The sequence below is a fragment of the Bradyrhizobium sp. 197 genome, from assembly GCF_023073375.1.
Classification (GTDB): domain Bacteria; phylum Pseudomonadota; class Alphaproteobacteria; order Rhizobiales; family Xanthobacteraceae; genus Bradyrhizobium.
The window spans coordinates 103,218-121,959 of sequence record NZ_JADPJJ010000100.1 but is presented as its reverse complement, the minus strand read 5'-3'; the positions used below and the strand labels follow the sequence as shown (position 1 = coordinate 121,959).

Here is an 18,742-nt window from a genome sequence, read left to right as displayed (position 1 = left end):
AAATTAAGATTCACCCGCACGTAACCCGCACGTATGGCAGTGCCCTCCACTGCATTTTCCTGCTATTTAACGCCTTCTAGTGCCATGCCCGCACGTAAGAACAACAAACGTTCTCAAGGAGTTCTGCAAAATGCGATACCTCCACACCATGCTGCGCGTGCGCAATCTCGATGTCGCGCTGAAGTTTTACCAGGATGCGCTGGGACTGAAGGAGGTGCGGCGGATCGAGAACGACAAGGGGCGCTTCACGCTGGTGTTCTTGTGCTCGTCGGACGATCTCGAGGCGCTGAAGAAGCAGCCGCAATCGCGCGGCGCGCCGCTGGTCGAGCTCACCTGGAATTGGGACGAGGAGAAATATGGCGAGGACCGCTTCTTCGGCCACCTCGCCTATGAGGTCGACGACATCTACGCCACCTGCGAGAAGCTGCAAAAGGCCGGCGTCACCATCAACCGTCCCCCGCGCGACGGCAACATGGCCTTCGTCCGCTCGCCGGATTTGCACTCGATCGAGATCTTGCAGAAGGGCGAGCCGAAGGCGCCGCAGGAGCCGTGGTCCTCGATGCCCAACACCGGCCACTGGTAAGCCTGCCTCTTTGGAACCAGCACCCGCCCCCTGCGTTCTCTCTTCGACAATGCAATTGGAGGAGGACGCAATGGGACGAGGATTATTGCTTTGGATGGTTGGCGTGCCGATCCCGGTGATCATTCTGCTGTGGCTGTTCTTCGGCCACTGACGTAGGGCTCACTTGCGACAGGCTTGCTTGCAATGAAAGCTCCGCCTTGCGCGGAGCTTTTTGCATGAGGACCTTTTGCACGAGGACCTTTTGCACGAGGACCTTTTGCATAAGGGGCTCGGCGCAATCGCGCATCGCTCGCCGCGCCAAATTCCGCTATCACCCGCGCCGAAACAAACGCTGCGGGAGGATGATGTGCCGGACCAAAAACTGACGATCTGGGGCCGCGCCAATTCAGTCAACGTGCAGAAGGTGCTGTGGTGCCTCACCGAGCTCAGCCTGCCCTATGAGCGCATCGACGCCGGCATGGCTTTTGGCAAGACCCGCGAGGCCGACTATCTCGCGATGAACCCCAACGCGCGGATCCCGACTCTGGTCGAGGATGACTTCGCGCTGTGGGAGTCCAATTCGATCATGCGCTATCTCTGCCTCGCGCACGGGCGCGGCACGCCGATCTATCCCGAGGCGCCCAAGCTGCGCGCCAGCGTCGACCGCTGGCTCGACTGGACGCTGTCGATGGTGCAGCCGGTCGACCGTCCGGTGTTCTGGGGCATCGTGCGCACGCCGCCCGCCGAGCGCGATATGATCAGGGTGCAGCAGGATGCCGATGCCGCCGCCGAGGTCTGGGCCATCGCCGACCGCCTGCTCTCATCGCGCCCGTTCATGGACGGCGATGCGTTCACGCTCGCCGATATCGCGATCGGCGCCTATGCGCGGCGCTGGCTCGGCGTTGAGGGCATCACCCGGCCCGCGCAGCCGCATCTGACGCGCTGGCTCGCCGAACTCGGCAAGCGGCCCGGTTTTGCGCAATATGTGGCCCCGCCGATGTCGTGAGCGGTGACGCAGCTTAAGGTCCGTTGAGAGCACGATGAATCGCCATTTTGCCGCGCGCCGCCGGGACTTGACGGCTACTGTGCATGGGGTTGTTTTCGCGTTTTTTGTTTTGGGGGCCCTAGCGCCAGCCGCGCTCGACCAGCAGCACGCCGACGATCACCACGAGCGACACGACCGCGGTGGCGAGCTTTGCCGTCCAGCTCAGGCCGCGGCCGACCCACCACAGCAGCGCGCAATACATCACGAACGGGACGATGATCTCGGGCCGCATGATATCCGGCGGCATATGGTTCAGCGCCTGACCGTGGTCTCGACGCTGATCGAGCCGCCGATCTTGACGCAGGTCCCGGTGCTCTCGACCATATAGAAGCCACGGCCATAGGAGGCGCAGGAGCCCGCCTTCGCCGTCCCGCCCGCGCCTTTCAGCGGCAAGGCCTTGCCGGCCTGTGGGCGCTCCGCGGGCGGAAGACGCAAGGCCTCTGCCGCGGACGCGGATGCACCTAGCAACGAGACGAGGATGAGGAGCAGCGCACGCATGCGGGCCGTTCTAGCCCGGACCGGCGCCACGCGCCATCGGGTCGCTTCGCCCGCGGTCAGATGAACTTGATGCCGGCCGATTTGCCGCGGCGCCAGACCACCTGGCAGCTCCGCCCGGTCCGCGCATCGCGTGCGAAGGCCATCCGGATCGTGCCCGGGAGCTGGCTCGCATCCTCGTCCATCGTGATCTTCGCGCCGGTATCGGAGATATCCTGGACCAGGCATTGCCGTGCCGCGAACCCGCCGTCGAGCGTGATCCAGGCGTGCTGCGACAGCGACTTGCGGGCCGCGCGCTTCTTGGGCTGTGGCATAGGCTCAAATTCTCCCCTTCCAGCGCTAGCCCAGGGAACCTAAGAAACCGTTGAATTCGCCCCCCGAATGATCCCGGGGGCGGCTGTCCACCGGCCCAAAAGAGCGTTCCCGAACGGCTTGCCCAGGGCGCCAAAGGCCATTATAGGTTCGCCCGCTGCAGCCGCCGGGCACGACTCGGGCGGTCAGTGGCCGTGCCGCGAAAAGCGACGGGGCCCTGGGTTTGCTCCCTTCGTCTATCGGTTAGGACGCCACCCTTTCACGGTGGAGAGAGCGGTTCGATTCCGCTAGGGAGCGCCAACAATTTCAATGGCTTACCTCCCTCGCCCGCCAATATGTCCAACGTTTGGCCAATAAACTTATGCGCACAGCTACTGAGCTGGAGGCCATCTGTCGTGAGTTGGCAGACACCACAGCCGACCCAGCGTGGCGCCCTGTTGGAGATCGCGGACAATTTAGGACCACCTGAGGCGCGCGCCCCCTAAACAAGCACTGCCTAAAAACTAGCTGTATAACATATACCGACATCTAGATGCTGAAGAGGCTCAAATCAGCCGGCCAACCACCCCCGCAAATTTCCCAATGTGCAAAGGCCAACCCGCGTGAACCCGAACTTCGCGGTGCGTTGCTAATTGGGTGCAAGTTCGCCCTGATCTCCCACGGCCATTCCGGCCGCCGGAGAGCAAAAGATGACGCACGAAATCACCTGCAAAGAGTGCTGCGGAACAGGCCAGGAAATTCAAATGCGGGCCGTCCGCGTTGGTTCGAAGCTAACCAATCCTGAGCCGTGTCCGCACTGCAAAGATACCGGCAAGCAACCCTCCTAAGGTCACTCTAGAGAGGCCCGCCAGCGTGAACCGGCGGGCCTCCGTGATCAATTCGCGCGAGCGCCGGGTGCGATCTCCATTCGCGCAAGCTTACTGTCCTCGCAGTCTTGCCGAGCGTGGCCTAGGATCAGCGCACCGAGCGTCACCATGTAATCAGCCGGCACGATGAGCTTGATCTGCACGGTGCTGTAGCGGTCGCCGTCGATCGTCGGGAGGCTGAAGATCAGGCGCTGGTTCGCGCCGAGGCTATCGATGCGGGCGAGCTCGCCGACGAACATATCGGGCGCTTGGTCGATAAGGCGGTGGGTCATGGGGTATCTCTTTAGCTTGGCTTGTCACAGCCGTTGCCCGAAGGCGGCCCGGGCAGCCGGGGGGTGACAACGTGCTAAAGAGACACGTCGGCGCGCTTTTAAGCCTCTCGGCTCTGGACATGACGCACCGCCCCCGGCATAAAGGCCAGCTTGAGGTGCGCCCGCCAAGGCGCTCCTAGGCGACGTAGGAAACCCGCCAAGGTCTCCACCGAGCGCTATAGGCCGCAAACCCCGCCAAGGGTCGCAGGCCGCATCTTTAGTCCGGGTTGTCACACCCGCGGACACTGCACCACTGATTTGGTTAAAAAAATCCACCCCTTTCGGGGCGCTTCGGCGCGCTTCTTGCCATAGAGACCTCCCAAGCATGGAGGCGTGCACCGATGGCACAACGAGCTCGTATTCTCAGACGCCCAAGGCCCAGTTTGAAGCATATCGCGCGCGAGCTGGTCAGATTGCTGGACGCGATCGACGAGCTTGAAGACCTGAAACAAAGGGTCCAGATCGCCGAGGCCGCGCGGGTCCTGCATTAGGGCGCCGGAAAGTCCGTTGTCGCGTTAAGACAGTCTCCCGCGCGGTTGCTGGCCGCATTAGTCCCAAAGGCCCCGGGTGACAATGTCGCCTCGTGTCCCGCTTCCGTTGTCGAACAGGGATTCATCCAAAGACACCAGCGGGCTATCGCCGAACTTGGCGTACTTGGTCGGGAACATCTTGTTGTGCGAGGCCACGTAGGATTTGACGCGGGCTCTAACGTCTTCACGCCTCAAAGCTCCGGTCAGCAGATCCTCGAAGATCGCGCTGACAACATCGTCCTTATCGGGGAAGGTCGCTGGCGGCATGGCGCGGATAGAATAGTAGTCGTTCTTTTGCTCACCCTTATTCTCATTGTGGACGCGGAGCCAACGGGTACGAAGTGCGCGCGATCGTGAACCTTCAAATGACCTTGGCTGCGAGCATGTTTAGTTCAGGATCTTCGCGCCTGGCCCGCGTGAGAGCGTGATGGGCCAGTAGCCGAGTTGGTCTTCCGGCTGACGTCAGAGAACTGATCGTAGCTCCTCGTTCGAGAGCAGCTTTCACCTTTACCAGCACCTGCGGTTTGACAAGGCCGCCAGTCTTGTACCGAAGGAAGTGACACATATTGCATTTCCGGATCACGCTGCCTTTGTCAAAGTTCAGCCGCTGGTGGTCCGCAAAGGGATGCCCAAATTTGCAGTGCGTTTTGATTCGGTTGTGCGCCCCCCTGCGCTGGCGAGCAATTTCCGCATTCGCAGCGCGGAGCGACCGAGCTTCCTGAACAAATGCGGGATGGGTCTGCAAATAAAGATCGAGGCTGGCGGCCCTCACTCCGATTTCCCGAGGCGTTTTTCCCGCCCGAAGCTCGGCCATCACTCGTGCTGCCGTCCTGTCTCTGATGCTGTACAGCGTCGCTCCCATGCTCGCCTCCACAAAGCGCAGAATTGCACTGCGGAAGGACGCGCCTGAGTCGAGGCGTCGCAAGGGCGGCGGAGGGTCAATCCACCGGGAATGCAGCTTACTCTCGCCCTCCGGTTGCGGTCACTTGTAGCTCGCCGGCTTCGACCGGCCGTGCGACACGTCGATGACTTTCCCGCCGATATCGGTCGGCGTCATGCCGAACCTGAACGTGACCTTCGGATCTGCAACGCCATAAAGGTGGTACATGTTGGCGCTGTCCACCTTGCGCGACTCCGCGGGGTATAGCTCAAGGGCCTCGCACTCAGAGCCCAGAAGCTGGTTCTTGATGCTCTGAAAGAGCCGCCATTCCCTGATGATCGGCTCGCCGTCATGTCTCTCGATGCGCAGCTTAAACCAACCGCTCCCAAGGTGGTACTTCAGGACCAGGAAGAGCGAATTTTGCCAGTGCTCGGCCACGTTCTCCACGGCGAGCAACTTGACCGCGTCCTCGCGGGCGCAACTGTGCTCCTTCATCAAAAGCGCGATGTCATCCTCGGAAAGGGTCTTGGGCTTGATACGCTCAAGCGGCTCCCAGGTTGTCGGCCTTGCGCACCACGGCCAAGCGCCGCAGCACGTCGCCTGTATCCTCGATGCGGTAGCCGTCCGCCTCGAAGTCCTTGCGCTCGGCAGCCTCCAGCTCGGTCTCGATCAAAGTCCGCAACTCGATATGCGCGGCGATATGATCAGAGGCGACCACCATCAGAAGAGACCAGAACGTGAGATCGGCCGAACGAACCTCGACCAGATCACCCATCGTGAACTTGGCTGCGATCTGCTTAAAGAAGCCATCGCTCTTCACGTCCGCGATCGTCTCCTCGGGACGCATCGTATAGCTCCATTCGCAGCGTGCGAACGAGGCACCGACGAAGCGCTTGAGATCGGCCAGGGCCTTCTTCACAGCCGGCTTGTCATCAGACTTCAGGGCGGCCATATCGGCGTGGAGGCGGTTCTTGGCCGCGGCGTTCTGCTCTGCCCGAAAGCTGGTTTCTGCTGCCGTCCTGTCACTTCCCTCGCACGAGTGCTTCAAGGCGCCACTTCAGCGAGATGATAGCCCGCAAAGCCGAATCGACCCGCTCATGGCCGTCCGCCGGCAGGTTGGCGTTGCCGTAGAAGGCCTTGGGGCTTTCCTTGACCTCTTCCTCAAGCCGGTGACGTATTCGGTTGCAGTGTCGAAAGCAGTCGTCATTTTCATTTCTCCTGTTGGTCATCGGAAACCGCCGACGCGGTAAATCAGGCGGTCGCCTGACCGTATCGTTTCCATGTTCCTGGTGAGCCCGCCGACACGCACAGGGTGCCGCGATAGTCTCCGGCTTGTGGATCGCCATATTCAATATCGTCGCCGACCAGCCACGAGCCGCCGGTTGGCGTAGTCGATGCACTCAACGAAACCCGCTGCGCCCTGAACTTCCGCATGGCGACGCCGTTCGTGCCGAGATCGAGACGAACCGGCAGAATGTTGAGGCCGCTGTAGGCTGTCGGAACGTATGTCGCGTTGGTCGTGTTGCCCTCAAACAGCCGGACGCAGCCATAGGCAGTTGATGAGCCCATGAAATAGCCAATGCTGATGACGCCGGCCACGTGATTGCGCGAGACCTCTACATCACCGCAAGCGGCATTGACATGAACGCCGTAGGATTGGAAGCTGTCGCCAGAGGTTCCAAGCCGGTTGTGTCTGATGTTGTGGCGCAGGCCCGCCTGAGCATATATGCCGGCAGCGGTCGGGCCCGCGCCATTTGACCAGCACCAGTTATATTCGCACGTGATTTCCTCCGGGACAGTCGTTGCCCCGATGAAGATACCATCCAGGTAATTGCCCGGAACTTCGTTCTTGGTCACTAAGACGCTGGTCGCTTGCTCAGCAAGAGTGATGCCGTGCAGATGACCGAGGATGTAGCAGTTGCGGACGGTCCCCCCAATCATCCGACGCAGAAGGATGCCGTCAGCAGCGCTGGCAATTGAGTTGCCAAGCGTGCGGATGTTCTCGATTACAACATCTGTGGTGTTAAGTGGACTGGTATAGGGCGAATAGCTAAGGCGAAGTGTGTTCCGCCTCCACTTCCACCCGTCATCTCGAAGCAAACAAGAACAAACCTCAGACATAGACGATCTCGCAAGGATCGCGTGACGCCGTGCCCCCCTTGCGGGGGTGCGGCGTCACACGCCCTCTGTTACGAGCAAAAGAAAGACGTAACGGCCGAACGTAACGGCTTGGCGCATTACTCGGCCTCACACCAGGGTTAGTCCGAGTCTGCGCCCGCTTCGAGGGGGACTTCGTTAAAGCCGAAGCCTTGCGATCTGATGGTGTGGATGTAGGTTGGCGAGATGATGTTCGATGCGATCAACGGCATGCTGCTCGACATGCTGGCCGCAATCGGAAGAAAAGATTTTGAAGATCGCCGCCGCCGACAGGCGCAGGGCATCAGCAAGGCGATGGCCGAAGGCAAGTTCAAAGGCCGCCCCGAGAACACCGAGCGCAACAGCGACATCGCCAACATGCTCGCCGAGGGCAAGTCGTGGAACACCATACAGCGCGTCACCAACTGTTCCCGCGCTACCATCGCGAAGGTCGCCGCCAAGCGGTCGTCGGCTGAGAGAGCGCTGGCGTGAGGCTGATCTATCGGGAAGGCCGCATCGAAATCTGGTCGGTTGGCGGCGAGTTCTGGGTCTATGGCTGCACCCGCAGCGGCGACCCCATCGTGTGCGCGAGCTTGGGCATGGCGCAACGAGATCGCGGCGCGCTAGACAGCGCCGCGAGGCCTTCCGACGGCGGCGAGATCATTGCTCGAAACGCCAAGGGGAGCCGTATTCCCCCCGGCCAACCGTCTATTGGATCGAGCGTGAGGAAATAGAGTTCCTGCCCTCGGCTCAGAACGTCCGCTCTCTCGGCAATTTCCGTTTTGCTCTTTTTATGTTTGTTATGTTTGGGAATTTTGCCGCGCATCCCGCTCGTCGTTCGGATGCCGCGCCAGATCATCAGCGCGCCTCGCCTGCGCGTTCGCTTGCTCGGCGCCTGACAACGTGCACTTGAACCGACGACGCATGGACGGGCTTCGTTGAGCGGTCCGCCAAGGCCCGCAACCTGGCAGCTTCTGCCGCGTTTGTGCGGAGATGCTTGCGCCTGAATCGCGACAAGGTAGCCGTAGAGGCTCAGCCACCTACCGTGCTAGCGACATCACAGCCTGCCGACAGATGTTGAAGGCGACACGTCCATAAGAAAAGCTGCTCCCCGGCTCTGACGCAGCCAAGCGATACGAATTGCCGAGAGCTCGGACAATCTCGATCATTCCCATGAGGTCATAGTGCGTCAGCATCAAATGAGTACTCGCGAGCGACAGCAGAATGGCTTGAATGCCAATGTTGTTCATGACGGGCCTACTCCCGGGCGCGGCAGCGGCATGAATTGCGCGAGATAAGCGCTCCGCCATTGATACGGCGTATCGCCGACAAAGCGCTTGAACACCGTGGTGAAGTGCGCCTGGGTCTGGAAGCCCACGGTCAAGGCGATATCCACGAGCGCAATTTCGGCCTGCTTGAGCAGCTCCTGGGCACGCTCGATGCGACGCCTCAGCAGATACTCGTGAGGCCGAACACCGACGGCCGCGCGGAACTGTGCGGCGAAATGCATCCTGCTCAGCCCGGCGACGGCGGCCATGCCCTGAAGCGTCATTTTGGCAGTCAGATTCTCGTCGATATATTGCAGGACGCGCTTGAGACGCCAATTCTGCAGCGACCGTACGGGCCGGCCGGCGTCCTCCTCTTGAATGGCGTCGGCCGGGTCGAGCTCGGCCCGTGCGCTGGAGGCCTGCCGGCTGAACGTCCGGGTGAGGATCGCAAGCCGCAGGGCGTCGGCCATGATGGCGGAATGGGCGTCGTGCGTGGCTTCGGTCACTGCGAGCGCATCGGAAAGGCGCCGCATAACCGGATCGGTGAATTCTCCCGCCGCAAACGCCCGCTCGCTCTCGGCAGGCGGCCCCGCGAGAAGTTTTGCGGAGAGCCTGAAGCCAGGCCCGCGAACGGCGGAACGTTCGACGTCTGCCGCATGCTCGACCGCCAGGGCCATGTCCAGATGGACGAAAGACAGCATTGACCCGCCTTCGTCGAACCGGCCAGGGAGTTTCGATAGCCCGAGCCGATCGCGATCGATTGCCGAGATATCGATCGCGCGAACGTCATGATCCTTGATTGCCTGTGAGCGTGACATCTGCAGCGACATCGTCGAATCTCCTTGTTCCCGTTTTCGATCCGGCCAGGCCTGACTGCCTTGCCCGAATGTCATGGGAACAGCGTAATTCGGCGGTGCGTGCGATCCATTCTACGCGCGGGTGCGTCGATAGGTTCTCAGGTTGACCGCATCATACCTAGGTATGATCGCAACGCGCTCGTCGGGTGAGCGCATTGGCGCGACGTCTCACCGGCATCGCGGATGCGGCAGGACTTGCGGCGTGACGCGCCTGCGGTAAGTTGACGCGCTTTTTGCGCACCATCCACCGGTGGGACCACGCGAGCGCCCCGGTTTTTCCGGGGAATGCCACCTGCCGGCGCTTTCGTCGGATTGAGCGGCGCGACAGGTCTTCCACGAGAGCACGAAAATCGTGCGGCTGGATGTTGTGAACGCGATCAAATCGCGGCATCAACGCTGCTGATATGAGAAGAACGACTTCCAGCGACGATGACGACTCATGATCGGACCAGGGGCTCATCCATGAGCCGCGCCGGCTTACGGTTCTGGTCCGCCGTCCTCGCCTTTGCGGTTTTCCTGGTTGACGTGCTGACGCCGCTCGAGGGCGCGGTGGCGGTTCTCTACGTCGTGGCGATCCTGCTCGCAGCGAAGACCAACCGGCGCGACGACACCATCGTCGCCGCAGCTGGCTGCATAGCCCTCACGATAACCGCCTATCTGCTGTCGCACGATCTGCGGACCATCGCCTCGCCCGCGCTTCGCGTGCTGGTGAGCCTCGCGGCAATCGGGATCACGACCCTGCTGGCGCTGCAGAATCACGCGGCAACGAAGCGCCTCGCGGCGCAGGCGCGCCTGCTCAACCTCTCGCACGACATGATCTTCGTCAGGGATTGCGGCGGCGTGATCACCTTCTGGAACAAGACGGCCGAGCAGATCTACGGCTGGTCGGACGACGAGGCGCTCGGGCAGTTCGCCGACGAGCTCCTGCAAACCAGATATCCCGACCGGCGCGAGGTCATCGAAGCGGGCCTGCTCGACACCGGTCGATGGGAAGGCCGCGTGCAGCAGCGAACGAAAGACGGCGCCGCCCTCACCGTCGATGCCCGATGGGCCTTGCAGCACGACCGCCTCGGCACGCCCGTCGGGGTCCTTGAAACGCACACCGACGTCACCGACCGCATGGCCGCACACAGCGCGCTGGTGCAGAGCGAGCAGCGATACCGCCGGATGTTCGACGCAAGCCGGATCGGCGTGGTCGAAGAGGACTGGAGCGAACTCCGAACCGCGCTGCAATCGCTGAAGACCGCAGGAGCCGGCCTGCGCGACCATCTGGCGCGACACCCCGATTTCGTCCGGCATGCCCGCCGGCTCGCTGGAATCACCGACGTCAATCCGGCCCTGCAGGCGATGGCAGGGGCAAACGGCGCCGCGATGTTCATTGAGAACGTGGACCGGCTTCTCGGCGAGAACGACCGGAATTTCCTCGGCGCATTGGTCGCGTTTGCGGAAGGCGAGCCGTTCTACGAAGGCGAGACCGAGCTCGTCAGGCTCGACGGACGCAAGGTTCCCGTGCTGTTTACGATCGCCTTTCCCTCCGGGCCCGACGGCGATCGCAACGTGCTCGCCTTCGTCATCGACATCACCGAGCGCAGGCAGGCGCAGGATGCGTTGCTCGCGGCGCAGGCCGAACTCGCTCATGCCGCGCGCGTCGCCACCCTCGGCGAGCTCACCGCCTCCATTGCCCACGAGGTCAACCAGCCGCTGGCGGCAATCGTCACCAGTGGCGAGGCCGGCCTGCGCTGGCTGCGGCGCGAGGTGCCTGATCTGGACGAGGTTGGAGCCACGATCGTCCAAATCGTCGCGGAAGGCCGCCGTGCCAGCGAGATCGTGGCGCGCATCCGGACTTTCCTGAAGAAGGCCCCTGCCGAGCAGGACAGTCTCGATATCGCCGAGATCATCCAGGAAGCGGCCCTTCTGGTCGCACGGGAACTCGCGAATGATGACGTCGTCCTCACAGTCGAGACGGAACCTGGCCTCAAGCCAATCCGCGGCGACCGGATCCAGCTTCAGCAGGTGCTCGTCAACCTGCTGGTCAATGCCGGCCAGGCCATGTCGGACCAGCGCAAATCCCGCGCTGTCAAGCTGCGCACCAGCGATGTCGACGGCGAAAGCCTCGCCATCATGGTGCAAGACAGCGGCCCCGGCATCCTTCCCGACGATCTGCCGCGCCTGTTTGATCCGTTCTTCACGACGAAGCGCGGCGGAATGGGCATGGGACTTGCGATCTGCCGAACGACGGCGGAAGCTCACGGCGGCCAGTTGTCCGCCGAGAGTACCCCCGGCGCGGGAGCGACATTCCGCCTGACACTGCCATACAGCCAAGAAAACACTCGACCATGACACGACCAGATCACGCGCAACCGCCGGGCGGATCCCTCAACTCCGTCGTCATCATCGTTGATGATGATGCGGGAATCCGCGCCTCGCTCGACAGCCTGTTCCGATCCGTCGGCCTCGAGACGCGCCTGTTCGGCTCGCCGGCCGAACTGCTCGGCGGCTCGCTGCCCGACGGCCCTGGCTGCATCGTGCTGGACATCCGCCTTCCCGGTGTGAGCGGGCTCGATCTGCAGAGCCATCTCGTCCGGCAGGGCATTAGCTATCCGATCATCTTCATGACGGGCCATGGGGACATTCCGATGTCCGTGCGTGCCATGAAGGCCGGCGCCATCGATTTCCTCTCCAAGCCGTTTCGCGACCAGGACATGCTCGACGCAGTGACGGCGGCGCTCGAGCGCGATGCACAGCACCGGACCGAAGCCGCGACCAAGGAGGACATCCGCGCCCAGTACGAGACCCTGACGGCGCGCGAGCGCGAGGTGATGGGCCATGTCACCGCCGGCCTGATGAACAAGCAGGTCGCCGCCCTGATCGGCCTCAGCGAGATCACGGTCAAGATCCACCGCGGGAACGTCATGCGCAAGATGGGGGTCCGGTCCTTCGCCGACCTCGTTCGTAAGGCCGAGGCACTCGGAGTTTCCCAGACCCGCAGGACTACGGACCAAACCTGAGTATAATTCCGGCGGGACTGCCTCGGGTGCATAAGGTCCTATCGGCCGCGCAAAGGGAGATTCTCTCCTTGCGGAACACCGCGGTCAGGATCACGCGCCCATGGCCAAGACCCCGGTGATTGCGATCGTGGATGACGACGAAGGCGTTCGCGCGTCGCTGGCGAGCCTCGTGCGTTCGGTCGGCTACGAGGCGCGGGCCTACGAAACCGGCATGGACTTCCTGCAAAACGCGCCGGGAGACGATCCGGCCTGCATGATCGCCGACGTCCAGATGCCTGTCATCACCGGAGATGAGCTGCAGGCACGGCTGGTTGCCGCAGGCCGCCATTTCCCGATCATCTTCATGACGGCGTTTCCGAGCGAATCCGTGCGTCAGCGCGTCATGGCCGCTGGCGCGCATTGCTTTCTCGGCAAGCCTTCCAGCGGTGACGAGATCATCCGCTGCCTCGAAGAGGCGCTGGCGGGCCACGGCCGCAATAGTCCGGCCCGCGGCTGAGCGGACGACAGCCCTTTTCTCGCGACCCAACGTGCATTCCGGCAACCAGATTGGTGAACCGGAAATACCGGCGAACCCGGCACATCTCATACTCGGAGGCGTATCACGACATTGGCAGCGCCGACCGCTCTGCCGGGAGGATCTCGCGCGATGCAAATCAATGCCGATGCTGCCGCCGAGGCGCGCCGGTTGGTCTTCGCCGGGTTTCCGGCGAGCTGCTGGGCCTTTGCGCTGCGGGTGTGGCTCGCGATGCTTCTCGCGCTCTATGTGAGCTTCTGGCTCGAGCTTGAATCGCCCTCGTCGTCAGCCCTCACGGTAGCGATCCTGGCACTGCCCACGCGCGGTCAAGGCATGGAAAAGGCCGGTTACCGGCTGCTTGCAACCGGCATCGGCGTGGCGGCATCGATCGCGATCGCCAGCATGTTTTCCCAAACCGACGGTCTCCTGCTCGCGGTGCTCGGCATTTGGGTTGGCCTTTGCGTCTACGTCGTCGGGATGCTCGACGGCAATCGCGCTTATGCAGCGTCTCTCTGCTGCACCACGGTCGCGCTGATTGCTATTCAGCAGATCGACAACCCGCTCAGGGTATTCCCGACCGGCATCGCGCGCGGCGCCGCCATCGGCATCGGCGTCCTTGCGGTGGCGCTGGTCAACGAGGTGCTGGCCGCGCCGGACTACCATCCGGTTCTGGCAAGCCGCCTGGAGGCGCTGCGCCGCCGCGTCTTGGACTTCGCGCAAGGCGCCGATCGCGGTGAAGCTTCATACGTACCGATCGCGGCAGGTCTTTTGCACGATATCGCGGCGCTGCGTCCGGAGATCGCCAGCCTCGCGACGGAGTCAAGCAACGGCTCGGCGAGAACCGCGGCCGCGCGCTCGGTGCTCGTCGATCTCGTCAGCGCGTTGTCTCTCGCCCGCATGCTCGCAGCGCTATCCGTCGCTTCCGTCGCGGCCAGGGACGATCCGCATCACGGCAGATCGGCCCTGATGACGATCTGCCGGACTTACCTTCGCAGCGACATCGACCGCAAGAACGCAGACGTGCGCCGCAGCCTCAATGCACTGCACGACGGAAGGTACCCCTCCCACGCGTGGCGTGCGCCCCTGTATCGCTCGCGCCGCATCGCGGCCGAAAGCGGCGCGCGGGCGGCGATCTATTTCGCGCTGGGCGCGGGCTTCTTCATGCTGGCGGGCTGGCCCGCTACCGAGCTCTGCCTTTCGCTGGTCGCGGTCATTACGGGCCTCGGCTCGACGTCCCCCGAGCCACGCAGTTTCACCATGACGGCAATGATGGCAACGCCGATCGCGTGCGTGCTGGCCGGCGTCCTGAAATACCTCGTTTTCAACGCGTATCCGAGTTCCAACTGCTGGCGATCGGTCTTGCGCCCGTCGTCATCAGCCTTGCGCTGCTGATATCGCTGCCAAGCCGCATATTGTCACCACTGGGACGCCTCACACTGGTGTTCACGCTCGCCACCCTCACGCCGACCAACCCTCAGAGCTACGATCCAGAGGTGTTTCTGGTGACGTGCCTCTTTGTCTGTCTGTCTTCAGCCCTGGTCTTGGCGGCGCAGCTTTTGCTCCCTCCCCTGTCGGGCGAGCAGCGGATCGGGCTGTTGCTGGAAGAGGCAAAGCGCGAGCTAGATCACCTGGACAGCGGGCGAACCCGGCATCTCGCACCCGGGGAAGCCACGTTTCGCGATGCGGCACGGATCGAGCAGATCGTAACGGCCAAGGGCGCTTCCCCGATTGCCGATCAGACCGTCGCCGAAGCGATGCACTGTTTCGACAGGGCGGCGATTCTGCGGCGATGCCGCGCGGAAATAGAGCGGCTAAAGGCAGGACCGCTTGCCGGTGCCGCGCGTGCCGCTGAAACAGCAGTAGCGCTGCGGAGCGGTGCAGCGATCCTCGGGGCTGCCGAGGCGCTGCGCCAAGCGGCAGCTCAAAGCGGCCTGTCTGCCGATGCGGCTCTTGCCGTGCTCGTCCCTGCGAGCATTACGTTCGGAGCGCGGCAGACTCTCACCGGCCCCAGCCAAGAGAAGCGGTCATGATGAACACGTATCGGGAGCTCGTCTTTGCTCCCATCGTCTCCTATGCGGCTATCGCGCTGATCGCGTTCCTGATGCTTCGGCCGGTGCTGCGCCTCGTCGGATTTGCGGAATGTTTCAGTAACCCGTCACTGGCCGAGCTCAGCCTCTATGTGGCGATGTTCGGTCTGTTGGCATTGTTTTTCTAGGAGAAGAGTCATGGCTAGCGCCCTTCCCCAAGATACCTCTCCACTGTTCTATGACGAAACGCGGGGCGGAGCACAGCGGGGTGCCTCCGACACCGTTGATCGATCCGGCCTCGACGAACCCGAGGCGCGCGACACCAGAAATCGGAGCGCCGACGACAAAGCGCCCTGGCAGGCGCCGCCCCCCGCGATGCCACGACGCAATCCCCTCGGACGGTTCAAGGCCGGCGTCGGCAGGCATCTTGCGACCCTCGCAATCGCGCTGGTCGCCGTCCTGATATCGGTCGCGACGTGGCAGCATTACGTCACCGCGCCCTGGACGCGGAATGGCAGCGTGCGCGTCCAGGTCGCCAATGTCGCGCCGCAAGTTTCAGGCAAGATCGTGGAGCTGCGGGTGGCCGACAACCAGTTCGTCCACAAGGGCGACGTCCTCTACATCGTCGACCCGTTCGACTTCGACGTTGCCGTCCGCGTCGGCAAGGCCGTCCTCGACCAACGGGCGGCGGACCTGGAGGTCAAGCAAGCCCAGTTCAACCGGCGCCAGCATCTGTCCAATCTTGCGACGACACCCGAAGAACAGCAGATCTTTGCAGGCAACGCAGCGCAGGCAAAGGCCGCCTACGAGGCGGCAGCGCACCAGCTTGCACAGGCGGAACTAAATCTGAAACGGACCAGCGTGACCAGTCCCGTCGATGGCTACGTCACCAATCTCCTGCTGCGCGCAGGAGACTATGCCGCCACTGGCGTCAGCAACATTTCAATCATCGACTCCAACAGTTTCTGGATCGACGGCTATTTTGAGGAGACCAAGATGGCCCGAGTCTGCGTCGGCGATCGCGCCGAAGCGCAACTGGTCGGCTACTCGAAGCCGATTCTGGGGCATGTGAAGACCGTGACGCGCGGTATCAGCGTGTCGAACGCCGCCACGGGCACGCAGGGCTTGCCCAACGTCGACCCCATCTACACGTGGGTGCGGCTTGCGCAGCGCGTTCCGGTTCGCGTCGCCATCGACGCGGTGCCGCCGGAGGTGCCGCTAGTCTCCGGCATGACGGCGACGGTGACGATCCGGCAGCCCTCGAGCGAACCCCAAACCCCGTTTGAACGGTTGCGCGCGAATTTCGTCGATCCCGTCGCCGATCTGTTCGGCGCGGGACATCCGCCTCGCGCGAACTGCCTTCAAGCCACATCCCAGCAGCGCCCCGAGGTGGAAGCGGTTCCGTATTCGCGCGAACTCGTGGCTCCCCCGGCGGACACGATCGCACCCGGCCTCGGCGCCTCGCCACGCCTGCCCTGAATCGCACGAAGAAGCCCGGCCGGGGAGACCGTACCGCATGCACCTCTGGTCCGGTGGTGCCGCGCCTAACATCAGACATCACTAGACATGTACTTGATCTCTTTGGTTCAATTGAACTTTTCGCGACATGCGGTCGCACCTCTCGCATTTGCAAAATCTAATACCGCTTAAGCTTCCTTAACGAGCCTTTCGACAAGGTCGCACCTATCGTTCGAACAAGGATCATTTGCATTCAGCAGCCGTCGCGACGGCAGCAGAATCCAGGATACGGGGACGAACGATGCTCACTGATATGCAAGCGGCCGGCGCCCGGGTGACGTATCAACCCAGCCAACACGAACCGGATTCCCCGCAAGAGTCTCGCGCAATTTCCCTCGAACGCAGGTGGCGCCAGCCTAACCAACGTGCCGGCACCGCGTCCGAGGACATTACGATCTCGCGTTGGATCTCTGCGCAACCGGCCAGAAGGCACGAAGAAGCCCGGACGCCTTGCGACCGATACTTCCTGGCCATCGCCTTAAAGACAACACGCGTCAAACTGACCAGAGGCCGTCACACCATCTTCGACGGCGTCATGCCGGCAGGCACGCTGTATATCGGCGCACCGTCGCAGCAGCTCAGTGCGCAGTTCTACGCGCCGTGCGATTTCCTGCACTTCCACGTCTCCGCCGGCGGCTATTTTTCGCCTCTGCGGCCTGGAGCAGGACCCACCGCGCCGGAAGGCCTCAACGACCTCGTCCTGCTCCGCGACCCGTTTGCCGAGCAGCTCGCGAAAGCGCTGACCGAACGCGGCCATTGGGCCGACCGGGAATTCGCGCGCTGCATCGGTCAGACGCTAGCAATGCACATTGCCCGGCGCGAACTCCCGCACGCGAAAGTCAATGCGTTGCCGAAATGGCGGCTGCGGCGCATCGAAGAGTATGTCGGGACGCACTTCGACCACTGCATCACCCTGTCCGAGCTTGCCAAGGTCGCGGGACTGTCCCGGATGCACTTCGCGGCGCAGTTTCGCGCCGCCACTGGATACCGACCGCGGGAATACCTGCTGCATCAGCGCATCGAGCGTGCGAAATCGCTGCTATCGAATTCCGAAACGGCCCTGGTCGAGGTGGCGCTGACCGTCGGCTTTTGCACGCAGGCGCATTTCTCGACCGTCTTCAGGCGGATCACGGGCGAAACTCCCGCGCGCTGGCGATGCGCCAGCCGGAACGCGTCGGCTCCCTCCAGATTCGCCGGCAGCGATCTGGCTTCGACCTGCAAGGCCGTGTCTTGCGTGCTGCCCGCGGACTTCACGTGAATCATGCGAAATGAGAAACAGCCGGGGTTCGTGAAATACTTCGGCCGCGGGATTGGCGATGCTGCGCGTGTTAGGTGACTGAGACCCCCAAGTCACGGCTCGAGCCTTTCTCCTCCCTGGGCATACGAGCATTTTGGGGCCGTCCTCCCCCCAAGGACGGCCCCTCTTTTTCGACGACGCGATCGACGGCATCGTCTCTCTTGTCGCGTTTAGGCGCTCAGGTGAGGCGCAACCCAGGCGCGGACGCCCTGAAGACTCCTGAAATCATCCAGAGAGCGAGCCGGAAGTCCGGCCGCGATTTCCGCGGCCATGCTGCTCAGCGCATGTCCCGGCCCCAGATCGAGAAAACCCGTTGCACCCGCTTCGACACAGGCTTGCAGGCAATCTGCCCACTGCACGGTGTACGAGATCTGTGCGGCAAGCTTGTCGAGACCGCTCTCGGCCGAGACGACCGGACTGGCATCTATTCCGCTCAGAATGCGCGCACCGGTCCTCGGCGGGAAGACCACCGGTGCCAGGCGCAAGGTTTCACGAAAGACGGCGGACGCCGCGGCGAGCCGTTTGGTGTGGGAGGCGACCTCGACCGGTAACGTGACGATCCTTGCGGCGTGCATGGCCCGCGCGTCGATGGCAATCCCGCTCAGCGCCTCACGGCCGCCGCCGATGACAAAGGCGTCGCCCGGATTGACGATGGCGATCGCTGCGCCGTGGCACTCGCAAAGGCGACCGATCGCGTCTCGCGAAAGGCCGCGGACGAAGATCAGCCCGTCGCCCGCGCGCGTAGCCGCATCCATGGCCTCTGCGCGGCGCGCCACGAGATCGAGCGTGGTGGTAGCATCGAACAAGCCGCCCACACCCCAGGCGGCGACCTCGCCGACGCTATAGCCGGCAATGATGACGCCATGTGGGATGACCTCCGCGAGCGCGCGCGCCGCAGCGAGCGACTGCAAGGTGCAGAGAATCTGGCCGGCACGGTTGCGATGCATGGCCTCATCGGCTTCGCCGCGCACCAAGTCGCGCGGATCCCTGCCGCCGAGCAATGCGGCCGCGTGCCCAAACAGCTGCGCGGCTTCCGGCGCATCGCCCGTGAGAGCGAACATGTCCCGATGCTGCCTGCCTTGCCCCGCGCAAAGGATCGCAAGCGTCATGGTCCCG

The 18,742-nt window shown here is 63.0% G+C and carries 25 protein-coding genes and 1 tRNA gene; 13 read left to right on the top strand and 13 right to left on the bottom strand.

Annotated features, from left to right (window positions below):
- Positions 1–130: 130 nt before the first annotated feature.
- Positions 131–583 carry a VOC family protein gene (locus IVB27_RS23780; protein ID WP_247445638.1) on the top strand — a complete coding sequence of 151 codons (453 nt, stop codon included), beginning with the start codon at positions 131–133 and terminating at the stop codon, positions 581–583.
- A gap of 346 nt (positions 584–929) precedes the next feature.
- Positions 930–1,568: a glutathione S-transferase family protein gene (locus IVB27_RS23775; protein WP_247445637.1), complete on the top strand. Its 639-nt coding sequence runs from the start codon at positions 930–932 to the stop codon at positions 1,566–1,568.
- Between the two features lie 118 nt (positions 1,569–1,686).
- Here the strand turns inward: IVB27_RS23775 and IVB27_RS23770 are convergent, their stop codons facing one another.
- From IVB27_RS23770 to IVB27_RS23760, 3 genes are read right to left on the bottom strand one after another with little or no spacing between them, the layout of a single operon-like run.
- Complete coding sequence (locus IVB27_RS23770; RefSeq protein WP_247445636.1) at positions 1,687–1,854, bottom strand: hypothetical protein; 168 nt, start codon at positions 1,852–1,854, stop codon at positions 1,687–1,689.
- 5 nt (positions 1,855–1,859) lie between these two features.
- On the bottom strand, positions 1,860–2,105 hold the full coding sequence (locus IVB27_RS23765) for a hypothetical protein (protein ID WP_247445635.1): 246 nt from the start codon (positions 2,103–2,105) through the stop codon (positions 1,860–1,862).
- Between the two features lie 56 nt (positions 2,106–2,161).
- The gene (locus IVB27_RS23760) at positions 2,162–2,416 is read right to left on the bottom strand and encodes a PilZ domain-containing protein (protein WP_247445634.1); all 255 of its coding nucleotides are present in this window, start codon (positions 2,414–2,416) and stop codon (positions 2,162–2,164) included.
- A 223-nt stretch (positions 2,417–2,639) separates the two neighbouring features.
- Between IVB27_RS23760 and IVB27_RS23755 the strand changes: the two genes are divergently transcribed.
- Positions 2,640–2,714, top strand: a tRNA-Glu gene (locus IVB27_RS23755).
- 574 nt (positions 2,715–3,288) lie between these two features.
- Here the strand turns inward: IVB27_RS23755 and IVB27_RS23750 are convergent.
- The 7 genes from IVB27_RS23750 to IVB27_RS23720 form a co-directional block, all read right to left on the bottom strand.
- The gene (locus IVB27_RS23750; RefSeq protein WP_247445633.1) at positions 3,289–3,552 is read right to left on the bottom strand and encodes a hypothetical protein; all 264 of its coding nucleotides are present in this window, start codon (positions 3,550–3,552) and stop codon (positions 3,289–3,291) included.
- Between the two features lie 587 nt (positions 3,553–4,139).
- A complete protein-coding gene (locus tag IVB27_RS23745; protein WP_247445632.1) occupies positions 4,140–4,388 on the bottom strand; it encodes a hypothetical protein in 249 nt (82 codons plus the stop codon).
- 94 nt (positions 4,389–4,482) lie between these two features.
- Positions 4,483–4,983 carry a hypothetical protein gene (locus tag IVB27_RS23740; RefSeq protein WP_247445631.1) on the bottom strand — a complete coding sequence of 167 codons (501 nt, stop codon included), beginning with the start codon at positions 4,981–4,983 and terminating at the stop codon, positions 4,483–4,485.
- Positions 4,984–5,103: 120 nt separating this feature from the next.
- The gene (locus IVB27_RS23735; protein ID WP_354103428.1) at positions 5,104–5,496 is read right to left on the bottom strand and encodes a DUF7694 domain-containing protein; all 393 of its coding nucleotides are present in this window, start codon (positions 5,494–5,496) and stop codon (positions 5,104–5,106) included.
- A gap of 46 nt (positions 5,497–5,542) precedes the next feature.
- Positions 5,543–5,920, bottom strand: a complete 378-nt coding sequence (locus IVB27_RS23730; RefSeq protein WP_247445629.1) for a hypothetical protein — start codon at positions 5,918–5,920, stop codon at positions 5,543–5,545.
- 103 nt (positions 5,921–6,023) lie between these two features.
- Positions 6,024–6,230, bottom strand: a complete 207-nt coding sequence (locus tag IVB27_RS23725; RefSeq protein WP_247445628.1) for a hypothetical protein — start codon at positions 6,228–6,230, stop codon at positions 6,024–6,026.
- Between the two features lie 22 nt (positions 6,231–6,252).
- A complete protein-coding gene (locus IVB27_RS23720; RefSeq protein ID WP_247445627.1) occupies positions 6,253–7,122 on the bottom strand; it encodes a right-handed parallel beta-helix repeat-containing protein in 870 nt (289 codons plus the stop codon).
- Positions 7,123–7,347: 225 nt separating this feature from the next.
- On the opposite strand from IVB27_RS23720, the gene IVB27_RS23715 reads away from it, so the two are divergent.
- Both IVB27_RS23715 and IVB27_RS23710 read left to right on the top strand, forming a co-directional pair.
- Positions 7,348–7,629: a resolvase gene (locus IVB27_RS23715; RefSeq protein ID WP_247445626.1), complete on the top strand. Its 282-nt coding sequence runs from the start codon at positions 7,348–7,350 to the stop codon at positions 7,627–7,629.
- Positions 7,626–7,871: a hypothetical protein gene (locus tag IVB27_RS23710; RefSeq protein ID WP_247445625.1), complete on the top strand. Its 246-nt coding sequence runs from the start codon at positions 7,626–7,628 to the stop codon at positions 7,869–7,871. Before IVB27_RS23715 ends, IVB27_RS23710 begins: the two co-directional genes overlap by 4 nt.
- A 306-nt stretch (positions 7,872–8,177) precedes the next feature.
- On the opposite strand, the gene IVB27_RS23705 is transcribed toward IVB27_RS23710, so the two are convergent.
- Together IVB27_RS23705 and IVB27_RS23700 are read right to left on the bottom strand one after the other, a co-directional pair.
- Positions 8,178–8,387: a hypothetical protein gene (locus tag IVB27_RS23705; RefSeq protein ID WP_247445624.1), complete on the bottom strand. Its 210-nt coding sequence runs from the start codon at positions 8,385–8,387 to the stop codon at positions 8,178–8,180.
- The gene (locus IVB27_RS23700) at positions 8,384–9,235 is read right to left on the bottom strand and encodes an AraC family transcriptional regulator (protein ID WP_247445623.1); all 852 of its coding nucleotides are present in this window, start codon (positions 9,233–9,235) and stop codon (positions 8,384–8,386) included. Before IVB27_RS23700 ends, IVB27_RS23705 begins: the two co-directional genes overlap by 4 nt.
- Positions 9,236–9,724: 489 nt before the next feature.
- Between IVB27_RS23700 and IVB27_RS23695 the strand changes: the two genes are divergently transcribed.
- The 8 genes from IVB27_RS23695 (at position 9,725) to IVB27_RS23665 (ending at position 17,587) form a co-directional block, all read left to right on the top strand.
- On the top strand, positions 9,725–11,602 hold the full coding sequence (locus IVB27_RS23695) for a PAS domain-containing sensor histidine kinase (RefSeq protein ID WP_247445622.1): 1,878 nt from the start codon (positions 9,725–9,727) through the stop codon (positions 11,600–11,602).
- Positions 11,599–12,270, top strand: coding sequence for a response regulator transcription factor (locus tag IVB27_RS23690; RefSeq protein WP_247445621.1), 672 nt, complete (start codon positions 11,599–11,601; stop codon positions 12,268–12,270). The genes IVB27_RS23695 and IVB27_RS23690 overlap by 4 nt, the downstream gene beginning before the upstream one ends.
- 100 nt (positions 12,271–12,370) lie before the next feature.
- A complete protein-coding gene (locus tag IVB27_RS23685) occupies positions 12,371–12,766 on the top strand; it encodes a response regulator transcription factor (RefSeq protein ID WP_247445620.1) in 396 nt (131 codons plus the stop codon).
- A 150-nt stretch (positions 12,767–12,916) separates the two neighbouring features.
- Positions 12,917–14,176, top strand: a complete 1,260-nt coding sequence (locus IVB27_RS23680) for an FUSC family protein (RefSeq protein ID WP_345946911.1) — start codon at positions 12,917–12,919, stop codon at positions 14,174–14,176.
- The gene (locus tag IVB27_RS43325; RefSeq protein ID WP_345946910.1) at positions 14,071–14,814 is read left to right on the top strand and encodes an FUSC family protein; all 744 of its coding nucleotides are present in this window, start codon (positions 14,071–14,073) and stop codon (positions 14,812–14,814) included. The genes IVB27_RS23680 and IVB27_RS43325 overlap by 106 nt, the downstream gene beginning before the upstream one ends.
- A complete protein-coding gene (locus tag IVB27_RS23675; protein ID WP_247445619.1) occupies positions 14,811–14,999 on the top strand; it encodes a DUF1656 domain-containing protein in 189 nt (62 codons plus the stop codon). Before IVB27_RS43325 ends, IVB27_RS23675 begins: the two co-directional genes overlap by 4 nt.
- Before the next feature lie 10 nt (positions 15,000–15,009).
- Positions 15,010–16,290, top strand: a complete 1,281-nt coding sequence (locus IVB27_RS23670; RefSeq protein ID WP_247445618.1) for an HlyD family secretion protein — start codon at positions 15,010–15,012, stop codon at positions 16,288–16,290.
- Positions 16,291–16,570: 280 nt separating this feature from the next.
- Positions 16,571–17,587 carry a helix-turn-helix domain-containing protein gene (locus IVB27_RS23665; RefSeq protein ID WP_247445617.1) on the top strand — a complete coding sequence of 339 codons (1,017 nt, stop codon included), beginning with the start codon at positions 16,571–16,573 and terminating at the stop codon, positions 17,585–17,587.
- A 209-nt stretch (positions 17,588–17,796) separates the two neighbouring features.
- On the opposite strand, the gene IVB27_RS23660 is transcribed toward IVB27_RS23665, so the two are convergent.
- Entirely contained in the window at positions 17,797–18,735 is a 939-nt protein-coding gene (locus tag IVB27_RS23660) for an ACP S-malonyltransferase (protein WP_247445616.1), read from the bottom strand.
- Between the last annotated feature and the right edge of the window lie 7 nt (positions 18,736–18,742).